Source organism: Paenochrobactrum gallinarii (assembly GCF_014205685.1).
GTDB lineage: Bacteria > Pseudomonadota > Alphaproteobacteria > Rhizobiales > Rhizobiaceae > Paenochrobactrum > Paenochrobactrum gallinarii.
The window spans coordinates 56,400-75,844 of the sequence record NZ_JACIIU010000006.1 but is presented as its reverse complement, the minus strand read 5'-3'; the positions used below and the strand labels follow the sequence as shown (position 1 = coordinate 75,844).

Here is a 19,445-nt window from a genome sequence, read left to right as displayed (position 1 = left end):
ATATCTAAATGCGGAAGAGCATCAGGTTCTTAATTTTCGTCCAGCTCAATGGAATCAGTTGCAGGCTCTTAGCCTCCAAACGGCCTTACGCCCCCACCAATGGGAACGTTACCCATGGGCGGATAAACCGGTCCGCTACCTGCATTATTATAAGGATCATAGAAAGGCGGTGAAGGTGCCGGCTGCGGCGGCAATGGCCGAGGCCGGTCATGACGGCGGGATGGCCGGTAATAGCGCCAATCATCATCACCCCATCCCCAGAAGGGCGCACGCCTGATCACCGGGCCGCTTTCAATAATGACAGTCGGTTGACGCGTATAATATGGAGCCGGCTGAACGGCACGGTTGAAATTTAAATAACGCGCCGATGCCCAGCCATAAAGACGACCGACACGCACATGACACCATCCGGCCTGACATGGCCCTGCCTCCACCTGCCAGCCTGGTCTTAATGTGCCGATTTTTTTATAGCGCGTCGATGCCCCTTCCCGCACATTGACATTTCCCGTGACAATGGCCGGAGCCGCATAGCTTGCGACAGGAACACCAATCAGCAAGCTCAACAAGGTAAGTATGGCAATATGTTTTGGACTGCCAATCCATTGTTTCAATAACATCAGCATACTCCGTCAATACCGGAGCAAGACATCAAGCACACCTTAAGTCCTTCCGGTCGAAGATAGGCTTCATATCACTTTAGCAAACATGAATACAACCAATGAGTGTTTTAATGGATTTACACACGCAATATAAAAAAAGCGCTCCGGATCTAAAAAATCCGGAGCGCCCGATGCGGCTTTTGCGGGGGGAGAGGAGAGAAAAGCCGCTAAAAACAGTCACCTGGTCAGATCAAGGCAGGTTGCGGGCTGCCTCTGGGGTCATCTGCATTGGCATCATATTGGTATCCAGATGATGCATAATCCAAACCGAACCGATCAGAACAATCGCCAGAATGATGACAGTGAACAACAGCGCCATCATGTTCCAGCCACCCTCAGATTTCGGGCTCATATGCAGGAAGTAAATCAGATGAACGACCATCTGCACTGCTGCAATTCCCAAAACGATGGCAGCTGTAACCGCCGGAGTAAATGTTCCGACCATTACCAGACCAAAAGGTACCGCAGTGAGAATAACCGCCAATACAAAACCGATCAGATAGGTTTTCAGATCACCGTGATCAGCACCATGATCAGTTGTTCCGTGTGTATCTTTCACAGCACTCATCACAATACTCCCATCAAATAGACCAGCGTGAAGACACCAATCCAGACGATATCCAGAAAGTGCCAGAACAGGCTGAGGCACATAATACGTGTCTGATTGCTCTTGGTGAGACCGGTACGCATAACCTGCGCAACCAGCACAACAATCCAGATCAGACCGGTGAGAATGTGGAAACCGTGCGTGCCTACAAGGGTGAAGAATGCCGACAGAAACGCACTGCGGTCCGGACCTGCACCAATCTCAATCATGTGATGGAATTCATAGATTTCCATCGCAAGGAAGGTAGCACCGAGCAGGAAGGTAACGCCGAGCCAGCGGATTAGACCGGCACGATTACCTTTGAACATCGCCAATGTCGCCAGACCATAGGTCAAGCTTGATACCAGCAGCAATGCAGTTTCAACCGCAACAAATTGCAGGTCGAACAATTCGCGCCCCGTTGGCCCACCAGCGAACTGGTGGGATAAAACGGCATAAGTTGCAAAGAGCCCTGAGAACAACACGCAGTCGCTCATCAGGTAGATCCAGAAACCTACCAGCGAGGTGGAGCCTGCATCGTGATGATCTTCATGCGCTGCTTCCACATCAATAGAAGCGCTGTGATTATCTAAAACAGCTGAGGAACTCATGATCAGGCCTCCTGTGCTTTGAGCTGAGCAGTGCGGATATCTTCAACCGCCTGCACTTCATCGGCAGATACATAATAGTCTCTGTCCAGCGAGAAGGAGTGACCGATACCAACAGCCAGCATGCCCACCACACCGACGATCGCCAGCCACCAGATGTGCCACACCATAGCAAAACCAAAGACAATGCTGATCATGGCAAGGATGAAACCTGCGCCGGTATTTTTCGGCATATGAATGCGGGCGAATTTCTGTGTGCGACGTGGTACGCCACTTTTTTTGATCTCCCACCAGGCATCAACATCTTTGATCGGCGGAGTTTCGGCAAAGTTGTAGAAAGGCGGTGGTGAAGAAACTGACCACTCGAGTGTGCGGCCTGTGCCCCATGTATCGCCATTGAGATCGCGCAGTTTTTCACGGTCACGGATCGAGACAAGCACCTGCAGAACCTGAAAGACAATACCGACCAGAATGATTGCCGCACCAACAGCTGCGATGATCAGATAGATCTGCCATGCAGGATTTTCGGTGTGGTTCAGACGACGGGTCATACCCATCAGACCCAGCACGTAAAGCGGTGCGAAGGCGAGAATGAAACCGGTGAGCCAGCACCAGAAAGCATAGCGGCCAAGACGTTCATTGAGCTTGAAGCCGAAAGCTTTCGGGAACCAGTAGATCATACCGGCAAAGCAACCGAACAATACGCCCGAGATAATAACGTTATGGAAGTGTGCAATCAGAAACACGGAGTTGTGCAACACGAAATCTGCCGGCGGAACAGCCAGAAGAACACCGGTCATACCACCGATAACGAAGGTGCACATAAAGCCGATGGTCCACAGAACCGGCGTTTCAAAACGCACACGGCCTTTATACATGGTGAACAGCCAGTTGAACACTTTCGCACCCGTCGGGATGGAAATGATCATTGTTGCAACACCAAAGAACGCGTTCACACTTGCGCCGCCACCCATGGTGAAGAAATGGTGCGCCCAGACGAGAAACGACAGAACGGTGATGGCAACGGTTGCATAAACCATTGATGTATAACCGAAAAGTCGTTTGCCGCTATAGGTCGCAATGACTTCAGAAAACACACCGAAGCAAGGCAGAACCAGAATGTAAACCTCAGGATGCCCCCAAATCCAGATGAGGTTGATATACATCATCGCATTGCCACCAAGATCATTGGTGAAAAAATGGAAATCGAGGTAACGGTCAAGCGTCAGCATAGCCAGCGTGACAGTCAGGATCGGGAATGCAGCAACGATCAGGATGTTGGAGCAAAGCGCTGTCCATGTGAAAACCGGCACCTTCATCATATCCATGCCAGGGGCACGCATTTTGATGATTGTGGTAATCAGGTTCACACCGGAAAGCAGCGTCCCCATACCGGAAATCTGCAATGCCCAGATATAATAATCGACGCCGACATCAGGACTAAACTGCATACCGGAAAGCGGCGGATAAGCCAGCCAGCCGGTTTTCGCAAATTCACCGACACCCAAAGACACGTTAAGCAAAATGGCACCGGCTGCGGTCAGCCAGAAGCTTAAATTGTTCAGGTAAGGGAAAGCAACGTCACGCGCACCGATCTGCAACGGCACAGCAAAGTTCATCAAACCAACGATAAACGGCATAGCCACGAAGAAGATCATGATCACGCCATGCGCGGTAAAGATCTGGTCGTAGTGATGCGGTGGCAAGAAGCCCTCTTCCGCCCCGCTGGCAATAGCCTGCTGAGCGCGCATCATCACGGCATCGGAGAAGCCGCGGAACAGCATCACCAATGCAAGAATGATATACATGATACCGACGCGTTTATGATCAACCGACGTCAGCCAGTCATGCCACAACACGCCCCATTTGCGATAATAGGTAATCGCGGCAAATAGTGCCAAACCACCACCAAACACGGCCGCCAGGGTAACCATGACGATCGGCTCATGAAATGGAATCGCATCAAGCGTTAATTTTCCGAACATTTTAAAGCTTCACTTGAATTTTTGTCAGCCGCGCGGGGGACGTGGTGACGACGTTTTCATTGAATCCACAGCAGTCAGATTCACCGGAGTAGTCAGGCAAATCACATCATCTGCCCACAAGCTCATGTCGATCGGCGAAGACTTGCGTAAATTGGCGCGTGCGGCACGAGCCATCTGCACGCGATGCATTTCATCGTCCATGCAAACGGCCTTGCCATCAACACAACGATTGATAATGTCATGGAACAGTTCCGGATCATTGTAGGTGAAATACTGAACCGGATGTTTCTCGCTTGGCTGCTCAAGTGACAAATAACGGGTGCGATCCATCACTTCGCCCTTGGTTTTCACCTCGGCAACCCATTTGTCGAAACCAGCCTGATCGAAGCTGTGCGCCTTAAAGCGCATCTGGGCAAAACCGGCACCACTATAATTGGCCGACATACCATCAAAAACGCCTTCATGATTGGCGATCAGGTGCAGTTTTGTCTGCATGCCAGCCATGGTGTAAACCTGACTGCCCAAAGCCGGGATGAAGAATGAATTCATCACGGTGCCGGAGGTCAGTTTAAAATTGACCGGCACATCCACAGGCATAGCCATCTCATTGACGGTCGCAATGCCATATTGCGGATAGAAGAAAACCCACTTCCAGTCGAGCGCGGTGACTTCCACTTCCAGCGGAGGAACATCGGAATCCAGCGGACGGTATGGATCGAGCTTGTGAGTGGCAAACCATGTCACTGTGCCGAGCACAACAATAATGGCGCATGGAATGAGCCAGACAGCCAATTCGATTTTTGTGGAGTGATGCCAATCGGGCTGATAATCAGCCTCTTCATTTGAGGCGCGGTATTTCCAGGCGAAATACAGGGTCATAAAAATGACCGGAATAACAACCAGCAACATAAGACCTGTTGCAAAATAGATAAGGTTGCGTTCCTGCATCCCGACTGCGCCCTTAGGGTCCAGCAGAACCTGCTGGCAGCCACTCATAAAAAGGGTCAGGACTGCAAGGCTCAACAGAGCCAGCACGCGCGATGATCCAAATTTCATTTACGCTTCCGTTTCGTGCATTGCCCGAAATGGGGGAAGACAACACACGCCTCAATTTCTCAATTTACGGTAATTACTGAAAGTTTGAAAGGTACAGTTATACCTATTACCTCAGATTGTCACGCGTCTTCTAAAATAATTATCAGTCAATTAGAAGATACTAAAAATGGCTCACGCAAAAAAAATGCAACGCCGCAGACCACAAAAAACTTATAAAATTTCAATATTAGATATATAAAATAGAATATTTGTAACAACAGTCATAAAACTAAGAATTATTGTTTATTTTCAATGTTATACCACAATAACCAACAAAAAGAGCCGCTCCTTTAACAGAAGCGACTCTCATAAAATCCATTATATGAGCTGTATCAAACCTTATTAGGCAATACGCGATCCGGCGGGCGATGTCCGTCAACAAAAGCGCGGATATTGATGATGACCTTGTCACCCATATCAATACGCCCCTCCAAAGTGGCCGACCCCATATGCGGAAGAATCACAACTTTGCCTTTTTTGGCCAAGTCCAGCAGCCGCGGATTAACAGCCGGCTCATGTTCAAACACGTCCAGACCTGCACCCGCGAGCTTACCCTGCTCGATCTGTTCGATCAGCGCCATTTCATCAATAATCTGCCCGCGTGCTGTATTCACCACATAGGCATGCGGCTGCATCAAAGCGATGCGGCGTGCAGACAATAAATGGAATGTTGCCGGTGTTGACGGGCAATTGACGGAAATAATATCCATCCGCGCCAGCATCTGATCCAAGCTGTCCCAATAGGTCGCTTCCAGCTCTTCCTCAACTTTAGGGCTGACATTTTTGCGATTGTGATAGTGGATCGACATGCCAAACGCCTTGGCACGACGTGCAACCGCCGTTCCGATACGCCCCATACCGATAATACCGATGCGCTTACCCCAGATGCGGCGCCCCAGCATCCATGTCGGCGACCAGCCCGGCCATTGGCCATCATTCTCATGCAAAGAATTGGCACCTTCCACCAAACGACGCGGCACGGACAGTAGTAAAGCCAGTGTCATATCGGCGGTATCTTCGGTCAGAACATTGGGCGTATTGGTGACAGTGATGCCGCGTTTAGCGGCCGCAACCACATCAATATTGTCAACGCCATTGCCGAAATTGGCAATCAGCTTCAGATCAGGCCCTGCCTGCTCAATCATTGATGCATCAATAATGTCATTAATGGTCGGCACGAACACGTCCGCATCTTTCAATGCCGCAACGATTTCCGCCTGCGTCATGCGGTGGTCATCAATATTCAGCCGCGCGTCAAACAGTTCCCGCATCCGTGTTTCAACCGAATCGGGCAATTTGCGAGCAAGAACAACCAGCGGCTTCTTCCTGACGGACATATTCACCTCTTTTTTGGTCGAATCCACACCGAATTAATCTGTGTTGAGACCTCCTTAACCAAGAAGGTGCAAAATCACAAAAAGCTTCATGCGCTTCTTATCTATCAAGGCGCATTCACAAAGACAAAGGAAAACGGGTTCATGATGCAGCAATTTCACATCATCATGCAAATCCGCACCTGAAATAACCGGCCGCAAGCAGCTTAAAGCTGTTTTCAGCCAGTGGAAATGACGCGAATAAAAGGGTCAAAGCGAGGATAAGTGTACCGGGTTTTTCTTGCTAAACTATTGAAATTAATCACTATCGCAGTTGCAGCAGCAGTTTTAGGCCTCAGCCTGAACATGTCTGCACACGCACAATCTGAAGAAAAAATCGAAACACCGGTGGGTAAAAGCGGCCTGCCCCTGCCTCGTTTTGTCAGTTTGAAACCTGCGCGCGCCAATATTCGTGTGGGTCCGGGACGTGAATATGCGGTATCATGGCTTTTCATGAAAGCCGGTCTGCCAGTGGAAATCATTCAGGAATATGACAACTGGCGCCGTATCCGCGATGCGGATGGGACAGAAGGCTGGATTTACCAATCGCTTTTATCGGGCAAACGTACGGCCATTACCGCACCTTGGGAAAAATCCGAACGCTTGCTGGAACTGCGCTCTTCACCTGAGCCAACTGCCTCAATCGTCGCGCAAGTGGAAGGTGGCGTCATTGCCAATATCCGCGAATGCAATGGTGAATGGTGCCGTTTGGAGGTTAATAAAGTGCGTGGCTGGCTGCCGCAGCGCGAGATTTGGGGCGCTTATCCGGGCGAAGTTTTCGATTAAAGCTGAAATTATTTCTGCTATTGAGATAATAAAAAAGCTCACGGACATATCCATGAGCTTTTTACCATTTAGCACTTTGAAAGCATTTTTAGCTTTTGCGGCGCAGACGCACAATAATATCCACATTGACAATTTCCATGCCCTCAGGCGCATCAGGCATATTCGCCACGACCGGCTGGCCTTTCGCGCTGTGCGGAATGTCAAACACCACATTTTCTCCTTCAAGGAAGAAATGCTGGTGATCGGAAATATTGGTATCAAAATAAGTTTTGGCACCTTCAATGGCGATGATGCGCAGCATGCCGGCTTCAGTAAACTGATGCAGCGTATTATAAACGGTGGCCAGAGAAACCGGCACATCAGCAACCACTGCCTCTTCGTGCAGCTCTTCTGCCGACAAGTGGCGGTCACCGCGTGCGAAAATCAAATTGGCGAGTGCGACTCGTTGTCGTGTAGGCCGCAAACCTGCGTCACGTAAACGGTGTTCCATCAACATCGAATCTGCATGCAAAACAGGTATATTCACGTTTTATCCGTTACAGCTCGTACCAAATTCGCCAAAATTGCAACGAAGTGTTGCTCATTGGCCTTCTCCATTGATATATGCAGTCACAATAATACTATCAATAGCCTTCCTCATAGCATTGATTGCGGGAAAAAGCTATCAGGATGGTTTTACTGTTGGAAACAGTCTGTGCTAAGACTATTTACAACATAAACTTATCATTCATGACCGGCATGGACGGTCACAGACAGAATTTGATTTGGAGGCGTAATGGCAGAACAAAAATCGAGCTACGGGTACGAGGAGCTCCTTTCTTGCGCTCGCGGCGAATTGTTTGGTCCAGGCAATGCCCAGCTCCCGCTGCCACCAATGCTGATGGTACACCGCATCACCGAAATTTCGGAAACCGGTGGCGAACACGGCAAAGGTTATATCCGCGCTGAATATGATGTATCGGCCGATGATTGGTATTTCCCATGCCATTTTCAGGGCAACCCGATCATGCCTGGCTGCCTCGGTCTCGACGGCATGTGGCAGCTAACCGGCTTTTTCCTCGGCTGGCTCGGTGAACCTGGTCGCGGCATGGCGCTTTCAACCGGCGAGGTCAAGTTCAAAGGCATGGTGCGCCCGCACACCAAGCTGCTTCAGTATGGCATTGATTTCAAACGCGTTATGCGTGGCCGTCTGGTACTGGGCACCGCTGATGGCTGGCTGAAAGCAGACGGCGAAACAATTTATACGGCAACCGACTTGCGCGTTGGTCTTTCTAAAGACACATCGGCCGAATAAGTCAGTTTTATAAAAAATTGATTGCTCCAGAGTAAAAGTTTGGGCAAATTTTCATGAGCGTGGCGTTCAGAAAAGTGATTTTCTTTAACGCCGCGCTCAAAACATGTGAAGAACACACCTATCTGTCCTGACATAACTTTAAGAGCAGCACAGGTGTCAAAGGAGAGCGCTATGCGGCGTGTAGTCGTCACCGGAATGGGGATCGTATCCTCAATTGGAAACAATACCGACGAGGTGACAGCCTCGCTTCGTGAAGCGAAATCCGGCATCAGCCGGGCGCAGGAATATGCCGATCTGGGCTTCAGATGTCAGGTTCACGGCGAACCAAAGATCGATGTTGAAGCATTGGTTGATCGCCGTAACATGCGTTTTCATGGCCGTGGTACGGCGTGGAATCACATTGCCATGGATCAGGCAATTGCCGATGCCGGCTTAAGCGAAGAACAGGTTTCCAACAACCGCACCGGTATCATTATGGGTTCCGGCGGTCCGTCCACACGCACGATTGTCGAATCAGCTGACATCACCCGTGAAAAAGGTCCTAAACGCGTTGGTCCTTTTGCTGTGCCGAAAGCGATGAGCTCGACAGCATCCGCCACTTTGGCGACCTTCTTCAAAATCAAAGGCATCAATTATTCGATTTCTTCTGCCTGTGCGACCTCCAACCATTGCATCGGCAATGCGGTTGAGATGATCCAGTATGGCAAGCAGGATCGTATGTTTGCCGGTGGCTGTGAAGACCTCGACTGGACGTTGTCGGTGTTGTTTGACGCCATGGGCGCCATGTCTTCAAAATATAACGACACTCCGTCCACAGCGTCCCGCGCCTATGACAAAAACCGCGATGGTTTTGTGATTGCCGGTGGTGCCGGTGTACTGGTGCTTGAAGACCTCGAAACCGCCCTTGCACGCGGCGCCAAAATTTACGGCGAAGTGGTTGGCTACGGTGCGACATCAGACGGTTACGACATGGTTGCCCCATCCGGCGAAGGCGCTTTGCGCTGCATGCAGATGGCACTTTCCACAGTGGAAGGGAAGATCGACTATATCAACCCGCATGCGACCTCGACCCCTGCCGGTGACGCACCGGAAATTGAATCGATCCGCAAGATTTTCGGCTCCGGCGACAATTGCCCGCCGATTGCTGCAACCAAATCCCTGACCGGTCACTCACTGGGCGCAACCGGCGTTCAGGAAGCCATTTACTCGCTGCTGATGATGCAGAATAACTTTATCTGCGAGAGTGCACATATTGAAGAAATAGATCCGGCTTTTGCCGATATGCCAATTGTGCGTAAACGTATTGATAATGCTGAAATAAATACAGTCCTGTCTAACTCGTTCGGGTTTGGGGGCACGAACGCGACGCTGGTTTTCCAGCGCTATAAGGGCTGACGGAGAAAAATATGGAAGGTCTTATGAAAGGCAAACGCGGCCTGATTATGGGGGTCGCGAATAATCACTCAATCGCTTGGGGCATTGCAAAAAACCTCGCCGATCAGGGCGCAGAACTTGCTTTTACCTATCAGGGCGAAGCATTGGGCAAGCGCGTGAAGCCATTGGCTGAACAGGCCGGCTCAAAATTCGTACTGCCTTGCGATGTGGAAGATATTGCCTCTGTCGACAAAGTATTCGAAACCATCGAAAAAGAATGGGGCGGATTGGACTTTGTTGTGCACGCCATTGGTTTTTCCGACAAGAACGAGCTGAAAGGCCGTTATGCGGATGTAACAACCCGCGAAAATTTCAGCCGCACCATGGTGATTTCTGCCTATTCCTTCACCGAAGTGGCACAGCGCGCAGCCAAGCTGATGAAAGACGGCGGCTCGATGCTGACGCTGACCTATGGCGGCTCCACCCGCGTGATCCCGAACTATAACGTTATGGGTGTCGCAAAAGCTGCTCTCGAAGCTATGGTTCGCTATCTGGCCTCCGATTACGGCCCGCAGGGTATCCGCGTTAATGCGATTTCCGCCGGCCCTGTGCGCACACTGGCCGGTGCCGGCATTGGCGATGCACGTGAAATCTTCACCTATCAGCGCCGCAATGCGCCGCTGCGCCGTACCGTTGATATTGATGATGTGGGTAAAGCAGCGCTTTACATGCTGTCCGATCTTTCCAGCGGTGTGACCGGTGAAATTCACTTTGTGGATTCAGGCTATAATATCGTTTCGATGCCATCAATTGATGAGCTGAAAAAAGTGCCTGACACCAGCAACGACTAAAAATACCGAAATAAAAAACGCCGCCTTAACACTAAGGCGGCGTTTTTGTATCTCAATAACCATGAGAACCGCGTTATTTACGCGCTTCGATCACCTTAAAGCCGCCCTCGTCTTTCAACAAATTGACGACACGGAAAGAGCCTTTCAGCACCGCTTCATATGGCAGCTGACGATTGGCCACCAACAGCAATCGCCCGCCGGTTTTCAAACGTCTGGCCGCAGCGGTAATAAAGCTTTGTCCCAAAGAAACATCTGTCGCGCGCCCTTCATGGAAAGGCGGGTTCATAATCACCGTGTCATAAATACCGGTAACCGCTTCTTTGGTCAGATCAAACCAATGAAACTCGACAGGCTTTTCGGCGTGCTTCAAATTTTCACGCGCCGCCTGAAGCGATTCATAATCAGCCTCATAAAGATCAAGACGTTCAAGCTTCGGCGCATGCGCCAAGGCCTGTGCGCTTAAATAGCCCCATCCGGCACCGTAATCAGCGACATTACCAAAGAGAATATCCTTCATATAAGGCACGAGGAGCGCTGAGCCACGATCAACCGCATTCGATGAGAACATACCTGGCTGCGTGTAATAAAGCGCGTCCACAAGGTTGTGTGCAGGTTTTAAGCCCGCTAATTGCTCATCCGGAATATCAGCCGGGCGTCTGAACCAAAAAGCCACCGCATGGTTTTTCGACATCCGGTCTTCGATTTCCGCAATGCCGGTCGCCATTTTCCGGAAACTATCAATGCCAAGTTTTTTGTCACCCGACACAATGATCGTGCCGCCCGGTTTAACCCGCGCCAAAATCTCGGCAAGCCATGCTTCGTTGCGGCCACGATGCTTGCCAAGCAGCAACAGACCGCCATCAAAGCTCTCATTACCTTCCAGACGTGGCACGGCTTTGAAGCCTTCGCGTTGCAGCGCCAGAAAATCCGGCCGCTGTGGTTGCAAGCAGGTCAGCACCGATTTCCATGATGCGTCCAATGACCGGTCAGCAGCAATACCACAGGCAAGAAAGCTTGCGCCTTCTTCCGGCATGTCAAAAATCTCATGTTCAAATGGTAGAAATAATGTCTGTTGCGCGCCTGAAATCATTTTCGCATCACCTGCATCAAATTAAGATGAATAAAAAAGCGCACCTTTTGGGTGCGCTTTTCTGTTTGCTAAGAAACGAGCTGATTACTCAGCGTCTGCTTCAGCTTTCTTTTCGGCAACAACTTCTTTGCCGGTTTCCTGATCAACGACTTTCATCGACAAGCGAACTTTACCGCGCTCATCAAAGCCCATCAGTTTAACCCAAACCTTCTGGCCTTCCTTCACCACATCAGTGGTTTTGGCAACGCGGTCAGAAGCAAGCTGCGAAATGTGTACCAAGCCGTCACGCGGACCGAAGAAGTTCACGAATGCACCGAAGTCAGCAGTTTTAACAACTGTACCTTCGTAGATTTCGCCGACTTCCGGTTCAGCAACGATGGAATGAATCCACTTTTTAGCAGCTTCGATTTCTTTCGCCGAAGAAGAAGCAATTTTAACGGTGCCGTCATCTTCGATGTTGATTTTCGCGCCGGTCTTTTCAACGATTTCACGAATAACCTTACCGCCGGAACCGATTACATCACGGATCTTGTCGGTTGGGATATTCATAACTTCGATGCGTGGGGCAAATTCACCCAGTTCTTCGCGCGAACCGCTCAGTGCATTTGCCATTTCGCCGAGGATATGGATGCGACCACCCTTAGCCTGTTCCAGCGCGATCTGCATGATTTCCTGTGTGATGCCATCAATTTTGATGTCCATCTGCAGAGCGGTAATACCGTTTTCTGTACCGGCTACCTTAAAGTCCATATCGCCGAGATGATCTTCATCACCCAGAATATCGGACAGAACTGCGTAACGGTCACCTTCCTTGATCAGACCCATTGCAATACCTGCAACCGGACGCTGAAGAGGAACACCGGCATCCATCAGAGCAAGCGATGCACCGCAAACAGTTGCCATGGAAGAAGAACCGTTTGATTCAGTAATTTCCGAAACAACGCGAAGGGTGTAAGGGAACTGTTCTTTAGCAGGCAGCATCGGATGAATTGCGCGCCATGCCAGCTTGCCATGACCGATTTCACGACGGCCAGGCGAACCCATACGGCCGGTTTCACCAACGGAATATGGCGGGAAGTTGTAATGCAGAAGGAATGATTCCTTGTACATGCCGGTCAGAGAATCGATAAACTGTTCATCTTCACCGGTGCCGAGTGTGGCAACAACGAAAGCCTGTGTTTCACCGCGGGTAAACAGCGATGAACCGTGGGTGCGTGGCAGCAAACGAACCTGTGAATCAATCGCACGAACAGTGCTCAGATCACGGCCATCAATGCGGCTGCCGGTATCCAGAATGTTCCAACGAACAATCTTGGCCTGCAAGCTCTTGAATACAGTATCAACCTGTTCTTTAGAGAATTCAGTTGTTTCTGCATCTTCCGGCAGGAAGTGTGCTTTAACTTTTGCCTTGGCAGCATCAACAGCGGCATAACGAGCCTGCTTGTCGATGATTTTGTAAGCAGCGCGCAGATCATCTTCTGCAATCGCCAGCATTTTGCCTTCGAGGTCGGACAGATCTTCTGCTTCAAACTCGCGTGGCTCTTTAGCCGCAACTTCAGCCAGCTTGATGATGGCATCAATAACAGGCTGGAATGCTTTGTGACCGAACATCACAGCGCCGAGCATCAGCTCTTCGGAGAGTTCCTGTGCTTCGGATTCAACCATCAAAACAGCTTCTGATGTACCGGCAACAACCAGATCAAGGCTGGATTCCGGCAGAACATCAATGCTTGGATTGAGCACATATTCGCCATCAATCAGACCAACGCGCGATGCGCCGATAGGGCCCATGAAAGGAACACCGGAAAGGGTCAGAGCTGCTGAAGCTGCAACCATCGACAGGATGTCCGGATCATTTTCCAGATCATGCTGAATAACAGTGATGACAACCTGTGTGTCGTTCTTGTAACCATCAGCAAAAAGCGGACGGATCGGACGGTCGATCAGGCGGGAAACGAGAGTTTCGTTTTCGCTTGGACGACCTTCACGCTTGAAGTAGCCGCCCGGAATTTTACCGGCAGCATAGGTCTTTTCCTGATAGTTTACGGTCAGCGGAAAGAAATCCTGACCCGGTTTTGGTTCCTTGGCAGAAACGACAGTTGCGAGAACCATTGTTTCACCGTAAGTGGCAATAACCGCACCGTCAGCCTGACGGGCAACTTTACCTGTTTCGAGAATGAGCGGACGACCGCCCCATTCGATTTCCACTTTGTGGGTATTGAACATCATATGTCCTTCAATTGGAGATGCCGCGCAATGTTATGCAGCCGCACCCCAGTGGTTGGCTTAATGGCCATGGGCAAGACAACAAGTGGTTTTAACTCCAGAGAGTGGCGATACATATTCAAACCACGCGCTCTGTTTATTGTATATAAGTTTTCAAAAACGGTTCCCGCTTTTGGAAAACATATTTTTAAAACCACCGGCAATCCTGCCCCATGACGATCATTTCAGAGCTCAATTACAAGCCCATAGAGTAACGGGCGACGTTTAAACAACATCGCCCGTAATTTATTTTAGCGACGCAGGCCAAGACGGCTGATGAGCGCCTGGTAACGAGCATGGTCAACGCCCTTTACGTAGTCGAGAAGACGACGACGCTGGGAAACCAGCTTCAACAGACCGCGACGTGAATGGTTATCATTCTTGTGGCCTTTGAAGTGCTCGGTCAGGTTTGCAATGCGTTCAGAAAGAACAGCAACCTGTACTTCAGGTGAACCGGTGTCACCTTCTTTGGTTGCATATTCTTTGATCAAAGCTGCTTTACGTTCTGCTGTAATCGACATCGTAATACCTTTCTAAAGAGAGGGAAATGGGATGCCCGAGCCGGGATGTCGTCCAGCTAAGGCCGTTAAAATGAGTCTGAACTTTTAAAAATACAGAACCAATGCAGTGCATATAATCGAAATAAGGCAATATTACTAGAGCGTGTCGCGTTTAATTGGCTTTCAGCCTGCTGAGTATGCTGCTCATATTTGGCTTTGCCAGTAATTTGCTTATAATCAAGTCACTGAAAACAAGTTCTGGCGACATGGAAGACACACCGCCAGAAAGCTTCGTCAAAGTGAAGTAAATACGCGTTTCGGCTTGAACTGACCTTGTTCAATCAGGCCAATCGCCAGAAGCTTACCCTTAGTAGTAACGCAAGCTTCATCAGCTTCCAGCGGCGCATCACGGCCACGCAAAATCACCGGATTGCCAAGGCGTACACGATGCGCCTGATCATCAGACAATGGCACTTGCGGTAAGCACTCAAGCGCTGCCAAAGTGTCAATCACCAAAGCATCAAGGGCTGAAAAATCACGAACGATAAACGGACGGTCTTCAACTTCTTCGCCTTCTTCAGGCTTTGGAGGCAGAGGCGGCCAGGCTTGTTCCAGCTCCGTTAATGTAACGAAATCTTCTGCGATAAAAGGGGACACTTCAATGCGGCGCAATTCGGCAATATAGCCATAGCAGCCCAGATCCAGCCCCATGTCACGGGCGAGTGAGCGCACATAAGTGCCTTTAGAGCAAACAACTTCAAATTCGGCAAAATGCTCATCCGGCATTTCCACCAGATCAAGACTGTCGATTTCCACTTCGCGGGACGGAATTTCAACGGATTCACCGCTGCGCGCCAGATCGTAAGCCCGTTCGCCATCAATTTTAATGGCGGAAAACTGTGGCGGAACCTGACTGATCACCCCGACATATTTAGCCGCAGCAGCTAAAATCTCGTCACGCGAAGGACGCTTATCGGAAGAATGGGTTACAACACCTTCCATATCATCGGTCGAGCGCTGCTCGCCCCAACCAACGCGAAAACGATAAACCTTGGTGCCGTCCATAACATAAGGAACAGTCTTGGTGGCTTCGCCCAATGCAATCGGCAACATGCCTGAGGCCAGAGGGTCAAGCGTGCCGGCATGGCCTGCTTTTTCCGCATTAAAAAGCCATTTTATCTTCGAGACGGCTTCTGTCGAGCCCATGCCTTTCGGCTTGTCAAAAATAACCCAGCCTGAAACCGGACGGCCTTTTTTCTTACCGCGTCTTGCCATGCTTATTCTGCTCCGCGCTCGCTCTTGCTGTCATCCAAATCATCAGCTTCATCTGCAGAATGATCCAGATCACGAGCCACTTCAGGAGAACGCAACAAGGCATCAATTTTTGAGAAATTGTCAAAGCTCGTATCAATGCGGAAGCGGAATTCCGGCATATATTTCATCTGGCTCAAATATGGAGCCATTTTTCCACGCAAAAATTTAGCGTGTTTGGCCAGAGCTTTCACTACCGCCTGTCCGTCAACATCACCCAAAGGTGTGATAAAGCAGGTGGCAATTTTCAAATCCGGCGACATACGCACTTCGGATACAGAAACAACAGTTTGCTCCAGCAAATCGTCGTGAATTTGTTCGCGTTGCAGCACCTGCGCAATTGCATGGCGCACTTGTTCGCCCACACGAAGCTGGCGCTGCGAAGGGCCATTCCCTTGATGACGTGACATGGTTTTAAATCCCGATTTTTATTATTCGAGAACATTCCGTCTTTGTGACAACAAAAGGAAATGCTCTGTTTATTTGTTGACCGTGCATCCGTCTGAAAATTCACTCGCATCTTCAGGATGCATTTTGCACCATACTTTGCGGGGATCAGACCCGCCAGCATATCAAATCCGGCTCGTTCATTCATGGAGCGCAGGCGGATTATAGCAGTCGCATGCAATCTTATTCAAAGTCTCATTCTGCTTGCAGAAGAAGAAACGGCGTGCGCAGCTTTAATGCCGCGCACGCCCGCAATTAGCTTCTCAAAAGCCGTCCAATCAGAGCGTACGGGTAATATGCTCAACGCGGAAGGCTTCAATGACGTCGCCTGCGCGCATATCATCGTAATTTTCAAAGGCCATACCGCATTCCTGACCCATCGGCACTTCGGATACTTCATCCTTGAAGCGCTTGAGCGTCTTGAGCTTACCTTCGTGGATAACAACGTTATCACGGATAAGGCGAACACCTGCACCACGCTCAACCTTGCCATCAACAACACGGCAACCAGCCACTTTACCAACTTTGGTAATGTTGAAGACTTCAAGAATTTCCGCATTACCGATAAAGGTTTCACGGCGTTCTGGTGACAACAGACCCGACATTGCTGATTTCACATCATCCAACAGATCGTAGATGATGTTGTAGTAACGAATTTCAATGCCCTGTTGTTCAGAGGCGGCGCGCGCCTGCTGGTTAGCACGGACGTTAAAGCCGATGATCGCAGCGTTTGAAGCTTCTGCCAACGCAATATCGCTCTCGGTAATACCACCGGCACCCGCATGAACGATACGTGCACGAACTTCATCCGTACCAAGCTTGTCGAGCGAAGCGATAATCGCTTCAACCGAACCCTGCACGTCACCCTTGATGACAAGCGGGAATTCTTTCAGGCCGGTATCCTGCAAGTTCGACATCATCTGTTCGAGCGAACCGCGCATGACCGACTGACGGGCAACAGCCTTGTCACGAGCCAGGCGCTGACGATATTCAGAAATTTCACGAGCCTTGGCTTCGTTTGCCACAACAGCGAAACGGTCGCCAGCCTGCGGTGTACCAGACAGGCCGAGGATCTCGACCGGCATTGCAGGACCAGCTTCTTTGACGTGAGCGCCATGGTCGTTGACCAGTGCGCGTACACGACCCCATTCACCACCGGCGACGATGATTTCACCCGGGCGCAAAGTACCCTTCTGTACCAGAACGGTAGCAACAGCACCGCGACCACGGTCCAGCTGCGCTTCGATGACAACACCTTCAGCAGTACGCTCAGGATCAGCTTTCAGATCCAGAATTTCTGCCTGCAGCAGAACAGCTTCAAGCAACTTGTCGAGGTTCATACGCTGTTTGGCGGATACTTCCACATCAAGCACTTCACCGCCCATGCTTTCGACAAACACATCGTGCTGCAAGAGGGTTGTGCGGACTTTCTGCGGATCAGCAGTCGGCTTATCGATCTTGTTGATAGCAACAATGATCGGAACGCCAGCAGCTTTCGCATGATTGATGGATTCAATCGTCTGCGGCATCACGCTGTCATCAGCCGCAACCACCAGAATGGCGATGTCGGTTGCCTGTGCACCGCGCGCACGCATCTGTGTAAATGCGGCGTGACCAGGTGTATCGATGAAGGTGATCTTCTGGCCGTTCTGTTCAACCTGATAAGCACCGATGTGCTGGGTAATACCACCAGCTTCACCCGATACCACATTGGCTTTACGAATCGCATCAAGAAGCGAAGTTTTACCGTGGTCAACGTGACCCATAATGGTCACAACCGGCGCACGTGGCAACAATGCACCTTCGTTATCCTCTACGTTAAAGATACCATCTTCAACGTCAGATTCAGCAACGCGCTTGACGGTATGGCCGAATTCTTCAGCAATCAGCTGAGCCAGATCGGAATCGATCACATCGCCCGGCTTCATCATCTGACCCTGTTTCATCAAGTATTTGATGATATCAACAGAGCGCTCGGTCATACGCTGTGCCAGTTCCTGAATGGTAATGGTTTCAGGAATAGTCACTTCGCGGGAAATTTTTTCACGCACTTCCTGCATCTGGGAGCGCTTGAACTTTTCCTGACGGCGACGCATCGCAGACAATGAACGTGAACGTGCACCGTCTTCTTCAAGGTTGCTGTTGAGTGTCAGTTTACCGCGACGGCGATCCTCTTCGCCCTTCACAACCTTTGGTGCGCGCACTTCAGGTTTTGCAGGCGTAGCAGCACCGCCACGACGGGCACCAGGACCACGACGATCATCATCGTCATTATTGTTGTTTTTGCTACGTGACAACACGCCAGATGTATTCGGCTTAAGCGGAACCTGATCAATCGGCGTTGCCGCAACAGGAGCAGAACGCGAACCACCGCGCTGATTGTCAGAGCGATGCTGTGTATTACGTACCTGAGCAGCAGGTGCGGGTGCGTTTTTAGCAGCTTCTTTTTCCTGAGCCTGACGGGCTTCTGCCTCGGCTTTCAGACGTGCATCTTCAATAGCTTGCAAGCGGGCAGCTTCTTCACGCTCTTTCGCAAGGCGTGCATCTTCTGCGGCCTGACGAACAGCTTCTTCCGCGGCACGTTTTTTCTCTTCCGCATCGCGCAACAATGCATCTTCCAATGCGCGGCGACGAGCGTCCATTTCATTGCGTGACAAAGTGTTCAGTACTGCGCCACCCTGGTTATTAGAACGCGAACGGTTCTGCTGGCCATCACGCTGCGGGCGACCGCCGCCCTGATTACGCTGACCTTGGCCCTGCCCTTGACGCTGGCCGCCACGTTGTGGCTGCGCTGGGGCAGACGCCTGCGGCTGTGCAGGTTTAGGTGCAGCAGGCTTGGCTGCTTCAACAGGCTTTGCGGGTGCCGGCGCTTCCGCAGGCTTAACCACAACAGGCTTCACTTCAGCAGCCGGCGCCGAAACCGGAGCAGCAGGCGCTGCCGGAGCAACCGGTGCCGGAGCTGGTGCCACAGGTGCTGCCGCTTGCGGCGCAACAGGGGTTTCAGCTGGCTTAGCTGCTACAGCTTCTGTTGCTGCAGGCTTGTCGTCTGGTCGCGAAAACTTGCGTTTTTTCGTTTCCACGACGACAGCTTTCGTGCGTCCGTGGCTGAAGTTTTGGCGCACGGTGCTCTGTTCAACGTTTGACCGTTTAAGGGTCAACGTTTTTTTGTTATCGACGCCCAGCGTCTTGTCGTCGTTAGATTTGCTGTCGCTCATTCCGTT

Annotated in this window: 17 protein-coding genes; 4 read left to right on the top strand and 13 right to left on the bottom strand. The window is 50.6% G+C overall.

Going from position 1 to position 19,445, the window contains the following annotated elements; genetic code table 11:
- Positions 1-68 precede the first annotated feature (68 nt).
- From FHS77_RS08360 to FHS77_RS08335, 6 genes are all read right to left on the bottom strand, one after another.
- A complete protein-coding gene (locus FHS77_RS08360; RefSeq protein ID WP_184222269.1) occupies positions 69-617 on the bottom strand; it encodes an SH3 domain-containing protein in 549 nt (182 codons plus the stop codon).
- Positions 618-849: 232 nt separating this feature from the next.
- Positions 850-1,227, bottom strand: coding sequence for a cytochrome o ubiquinol oxidase subunit IV (cyoD, locus tag FHS77_RS08355; RefSeq protein ID WP_210307072.1), 378 nt, complete (start codon positions 1,225-1,227; stop codon positions 850-852).
- Positions 1,227-1,856: a cytochrome o ubiquinol oxidase subunit III gene (cyoC, locus tag FHS77_RS08350; protein WP_184222267.1), complete on the bottom strand. Its 630-nt coding sequence runs from the start codon at positions 1,854-1,856 to the stop codon at positions 1,227-1,229. The genes cyoD and cyoC overlap by 1 nt, the downstream gene beginning before the upstream one ends.
- Before the next feature lie 2 nt (positions 1,857-1,858).
- On the bottom strand, positions 1,859-3,838 hold the full coding sequence (gene cyoB / locus FHS77_RS08345) for a cytochrome o ubiquinol oxidase subunit I (protein ID WP_184222265.1): 1,980 nt from the start codon (positions 3,836-3,838) through the stop codon (positions 1,859-1,861).
- Positions 3,839-3,862: 24 nt separating this feature from the next.
- The gene (gene cyoA, locus FHS77_RS08340) at positions 3,863-4,894 is read right to left on the bottom strand and encodes a ubiquinol oxidase subunit II (RefSeq protein WP_184222263.1); all 1,032 of its coding nucleotides are present in this window, start codon (positions 4,892-4,894) and stop codon (positions 3,863-3,865) included.
- A 371-nt stretch (positions 4,895-5,265) separates the two neighbouring features.
- Entirely contained in the window at positions 5,266-6,270 is a 1,005-nt protein-coding gene (locus FHS77_RS08335; RefSeq protein ID WP_184222261.1) for a 2-hydroxyacid dehydrogenase, read from the bottom strand.
- Between the two features lie 342 nt (positions 6,271-6,612).
- On the opposite strand from FHS77_RS08335, the gene FHS77_RS08330 reads away from it, so the two are divergent.
- Positions 6,613-7,092 (top strand): SH3 domain-containing protein, encoded by a 480-nt coding sequence (locus FHS77_RS08330; protein WP_184222259.1) that lies wholly within the window; start codon positions 6,613-6,615, stop codon positions 7,090-7,092.
- Between the two features lie 88 nt (positions 7,093-7,180).
- On the opposite strand, the gene irrA is transcribed toward FHS77_RS08330, so the two are convergent.
- Positions 7,181-7,588: an iron response transcriptional regulator IrrA gene (gene irrA / locus FHS77_RS08325; protein ID WP_374786228.1), complete on the bottom strand. Its 408-nt coding sequence runs from the start codon at positions 7,586-7,588 to the stop codon at positions 7,181-7,183.
- A 279-nt stretch (positions 7,589-7,867) separates the two neighbouring features.
- Here irrA and fabA point away from each other — a divergent pair, with 279 nt between their 5' ends.
- From fabA to fabI, 3 genes are all read left to right on the top strand, one after another.
- A complete protein-coding gene (gene fabA / locus FHS77_RS08320; RefSeq protein WP_184222255.1) occupies positions 7,868-8,386 on the top strand; it encodes a 3-hydroxyacyl-[acyl-carrier-protein] dehydratase FabA in 519 nt (172 codons plus the stop codon).
- Between the two features lie 171 nt (positions 8,387-8,557).
- The gene (gene fabB / locus FHS77_RS08315; protein ID WP_184222253.1) at positions 8,558-9,781 is read left to right on the top strand and encodes a beta-ketoacyl-ACP synthase I; all 1,224 of its coding nucleotides are present in this window, start codon (positions 8,558-8,560) and stop codon (positions 9,779-9,781) included.
- Positions 9,782-9,792: 11 nt separating this feature from the next.
- Positions 9,793-10,611 (top strand): enoyl-ACP reductase FabI, encoded by an 819-nt coding sequence (gene fabI / locus FHS77_RS08310; protein ID WP_184222250.1) that lies wholly within the window; start codon positions 9,793-9,795, stop codon positions 10,609-10,611.
- 73 nt (positions 10,612-10,684) lie between these two features.
- On the opposite strand, the gene FHS77_RS08305 is transcribed toward fabI, so the two are convergent.
- From FHS77_RS08305 to infB, 6 genes are all read right to left on the bottom strand, one after another.
- The gene (locus FHS77_RS08305; RefSeq protein WP_184222248.1) at positions 10,685-11,701 is read right to left on the bottom strand and encodes a methyltransferase; all 1,017 of its coding nucleotides are present in this window, start codon (positions 11,699-11,701) and stop codon (positions 10,685-10,687) included.
- 84 nt (positions 11,702-11,785) lie between these two features.
- On the bottom strand, positions 11,786-13,927 hold the full coding sequence (gene pnp, locus FHS77_RS08300; protein WP_184222246.1) for a polyribonucleotide nucleotidyltransferase: 2,142 nt from the start codon (positions 13,925-13,927) through the stop codon (positions 11,786-11,788).
- A gap of 290 nt (positions 13,928-14,217) precedes the next feature.
- Positions 14,218-14,487, bottom strand: a complete 270-nt coding sequence (gene rpsO, locus FHS77_RS08295) for a 30S ribosomal protein S15 (RefSeq protein WP_184222244.1) — start codon at positions 14,485-14,487, stop codon at positions 14,218-14,220.
- Between the two features lie 273 nt (positions 14,488-14,760).
- Positions 14,761-15,741, bottom strand: coding sequence for a tRNA pseudouridine(55) synthase TruB (gene truB / locus FHS77_RS08290; protein WP_184222243.1), 981 nt, complete (start codon positions 15,739-15,741; stop codon positions 14,761-14,763).
- Between the two features lie 2 nt (positions 15,742-15,743).
- Positions 15,744-16,187, bottom strand: a complete 444-nt coding sequence (gene rbfA / locus FHS77_RS08285) for a 30S ribosome-binding factor RbfA (protein WP_184222241.1) — start codon at positions 16,185-16,187, stop codon at positions 15,744-15,746.
- Between the two features lie 315 nt (positions 16,188-16,502).
- Positions 16,503-19,439 (bottom strand): translation initiation factor IF-2, encoded by a 2,937-nt coding sequence (gene infB, locus FHS77_RS08280; protein WP_184222239.1) that lies wholly within the window; start codon positions 19,437-19,439, stop codon positions 16,503-16,505.
- Positions 19,440-19,445 lie beyond the last annotated feature (6 nt).

Coding starts and splice junctions, on each gene's coding strand:
- FHS77_RS08360 (WP_184222269.1), bottom strand. CDS start 617: ATGTTATTGAAACAATGGATTGGCAGTCCAAAACATATTGCCATACTT.
- cyoD (WP_210307072.1), bottom strand. CDS start 1,227: ATGAGTGCTGTGAAAGATACACACGGAACAACTGATCATGGTGCTGAT.
- cyoC (WP_184222267.1), bottom strand. CDS start 1,856: ATGAGTTCCTCAGCTGTTTTAGATAATCACAGCGCTTCTATTGATGTG.
- cyoB (WP_184222265.1), bottom strand. CDS start 3,838: ATGTTCGGAAAATTAACGCTTGATGCGATTCCATTTCATGAGCCGATC.
- cyoA (WP_184222263.1), bottom strand. CDS start 4,894: ATGAAATTTGGATCATCGCGCGTGCTGGCTCTGTTGAGCCTTGCAGTC.
- FHS77_RS08335 (WP_184222261.1), bottom strand. CDS start 6,270: ATGTCCGTCAGGAAGAAGCCGCTGGTTGTTCTTGCTCGCAAATTGCCC.
- FHS77_RS08330 (WP_184222259.1), top strand. CDS start 6,613: ATGTCTGCACACGCACAATCTGAAGAAAAAATCGAAACACCGGTGGGT.
- irrA (WP_374786228.1), bottom strand. CDS start 7,588: ATGTTGATGGAACACCGTTTACGTGACGCAGGTTTGCGGCCTACACGA.
- fabA (WP_184222255.1), top strand. CDS start 7,868: ATGGCAGAACAAAAATCGAGCTACGGGTACGAGGAGCTCCTTTCTTGC.
- fabB (WP_184222253.1), top strand. CDS start 8,558: ATGCGGCGTGTAGTCGTCACCGGAATGGGGATCGTATCCTCAATTGGA.
- fabI (WP_184222250.1), top strand. CDS start 9,793: ATGGAAGGTCTTATGAAAGGCAAACGCGGCCTGATTATGGGGGTCGCG.
- FHS77_RS08305 (WP_184222248.1), bottom strand. CDS start 11,701: ATGATTTCAGGCGCGCAACAGACATTATTTCTACCATTTGAACATGAG.
- pnp (WP_184222246.1), bottom strand. CDS start 13,927: ATGTTCAATACCCACAAAGTGGAAATCGAATGGGGCGGTCGTCCGCTC.
- rpsO (WP_184222244.1), bottom strand. CDS start 14,487: ATGTCGATTACAGCAGAACGTAAAGCAGCTTTGATCAAAGAATATGCA.
- truB (WP_184222243.1), bottom strand. CDS start 15,741: ATGGCAAGACGCGGTAAGAAAAAAGGCCGTCCGGTTTCAGGCTGGGTT.
- rbfA (WP_184222241.1), bottom strand. CDS start 16,187: ATGTCACGTCATCAAGGGAATGGCCCTTCGCAGCGCCAGCTTCGTGTG.
- infB (WP_184222239.1), bottom strand. CDS start 19,439: ATGAGCGACAGCAAATCTAACGACGACAAGACGCTGGGCGTCGATAAC.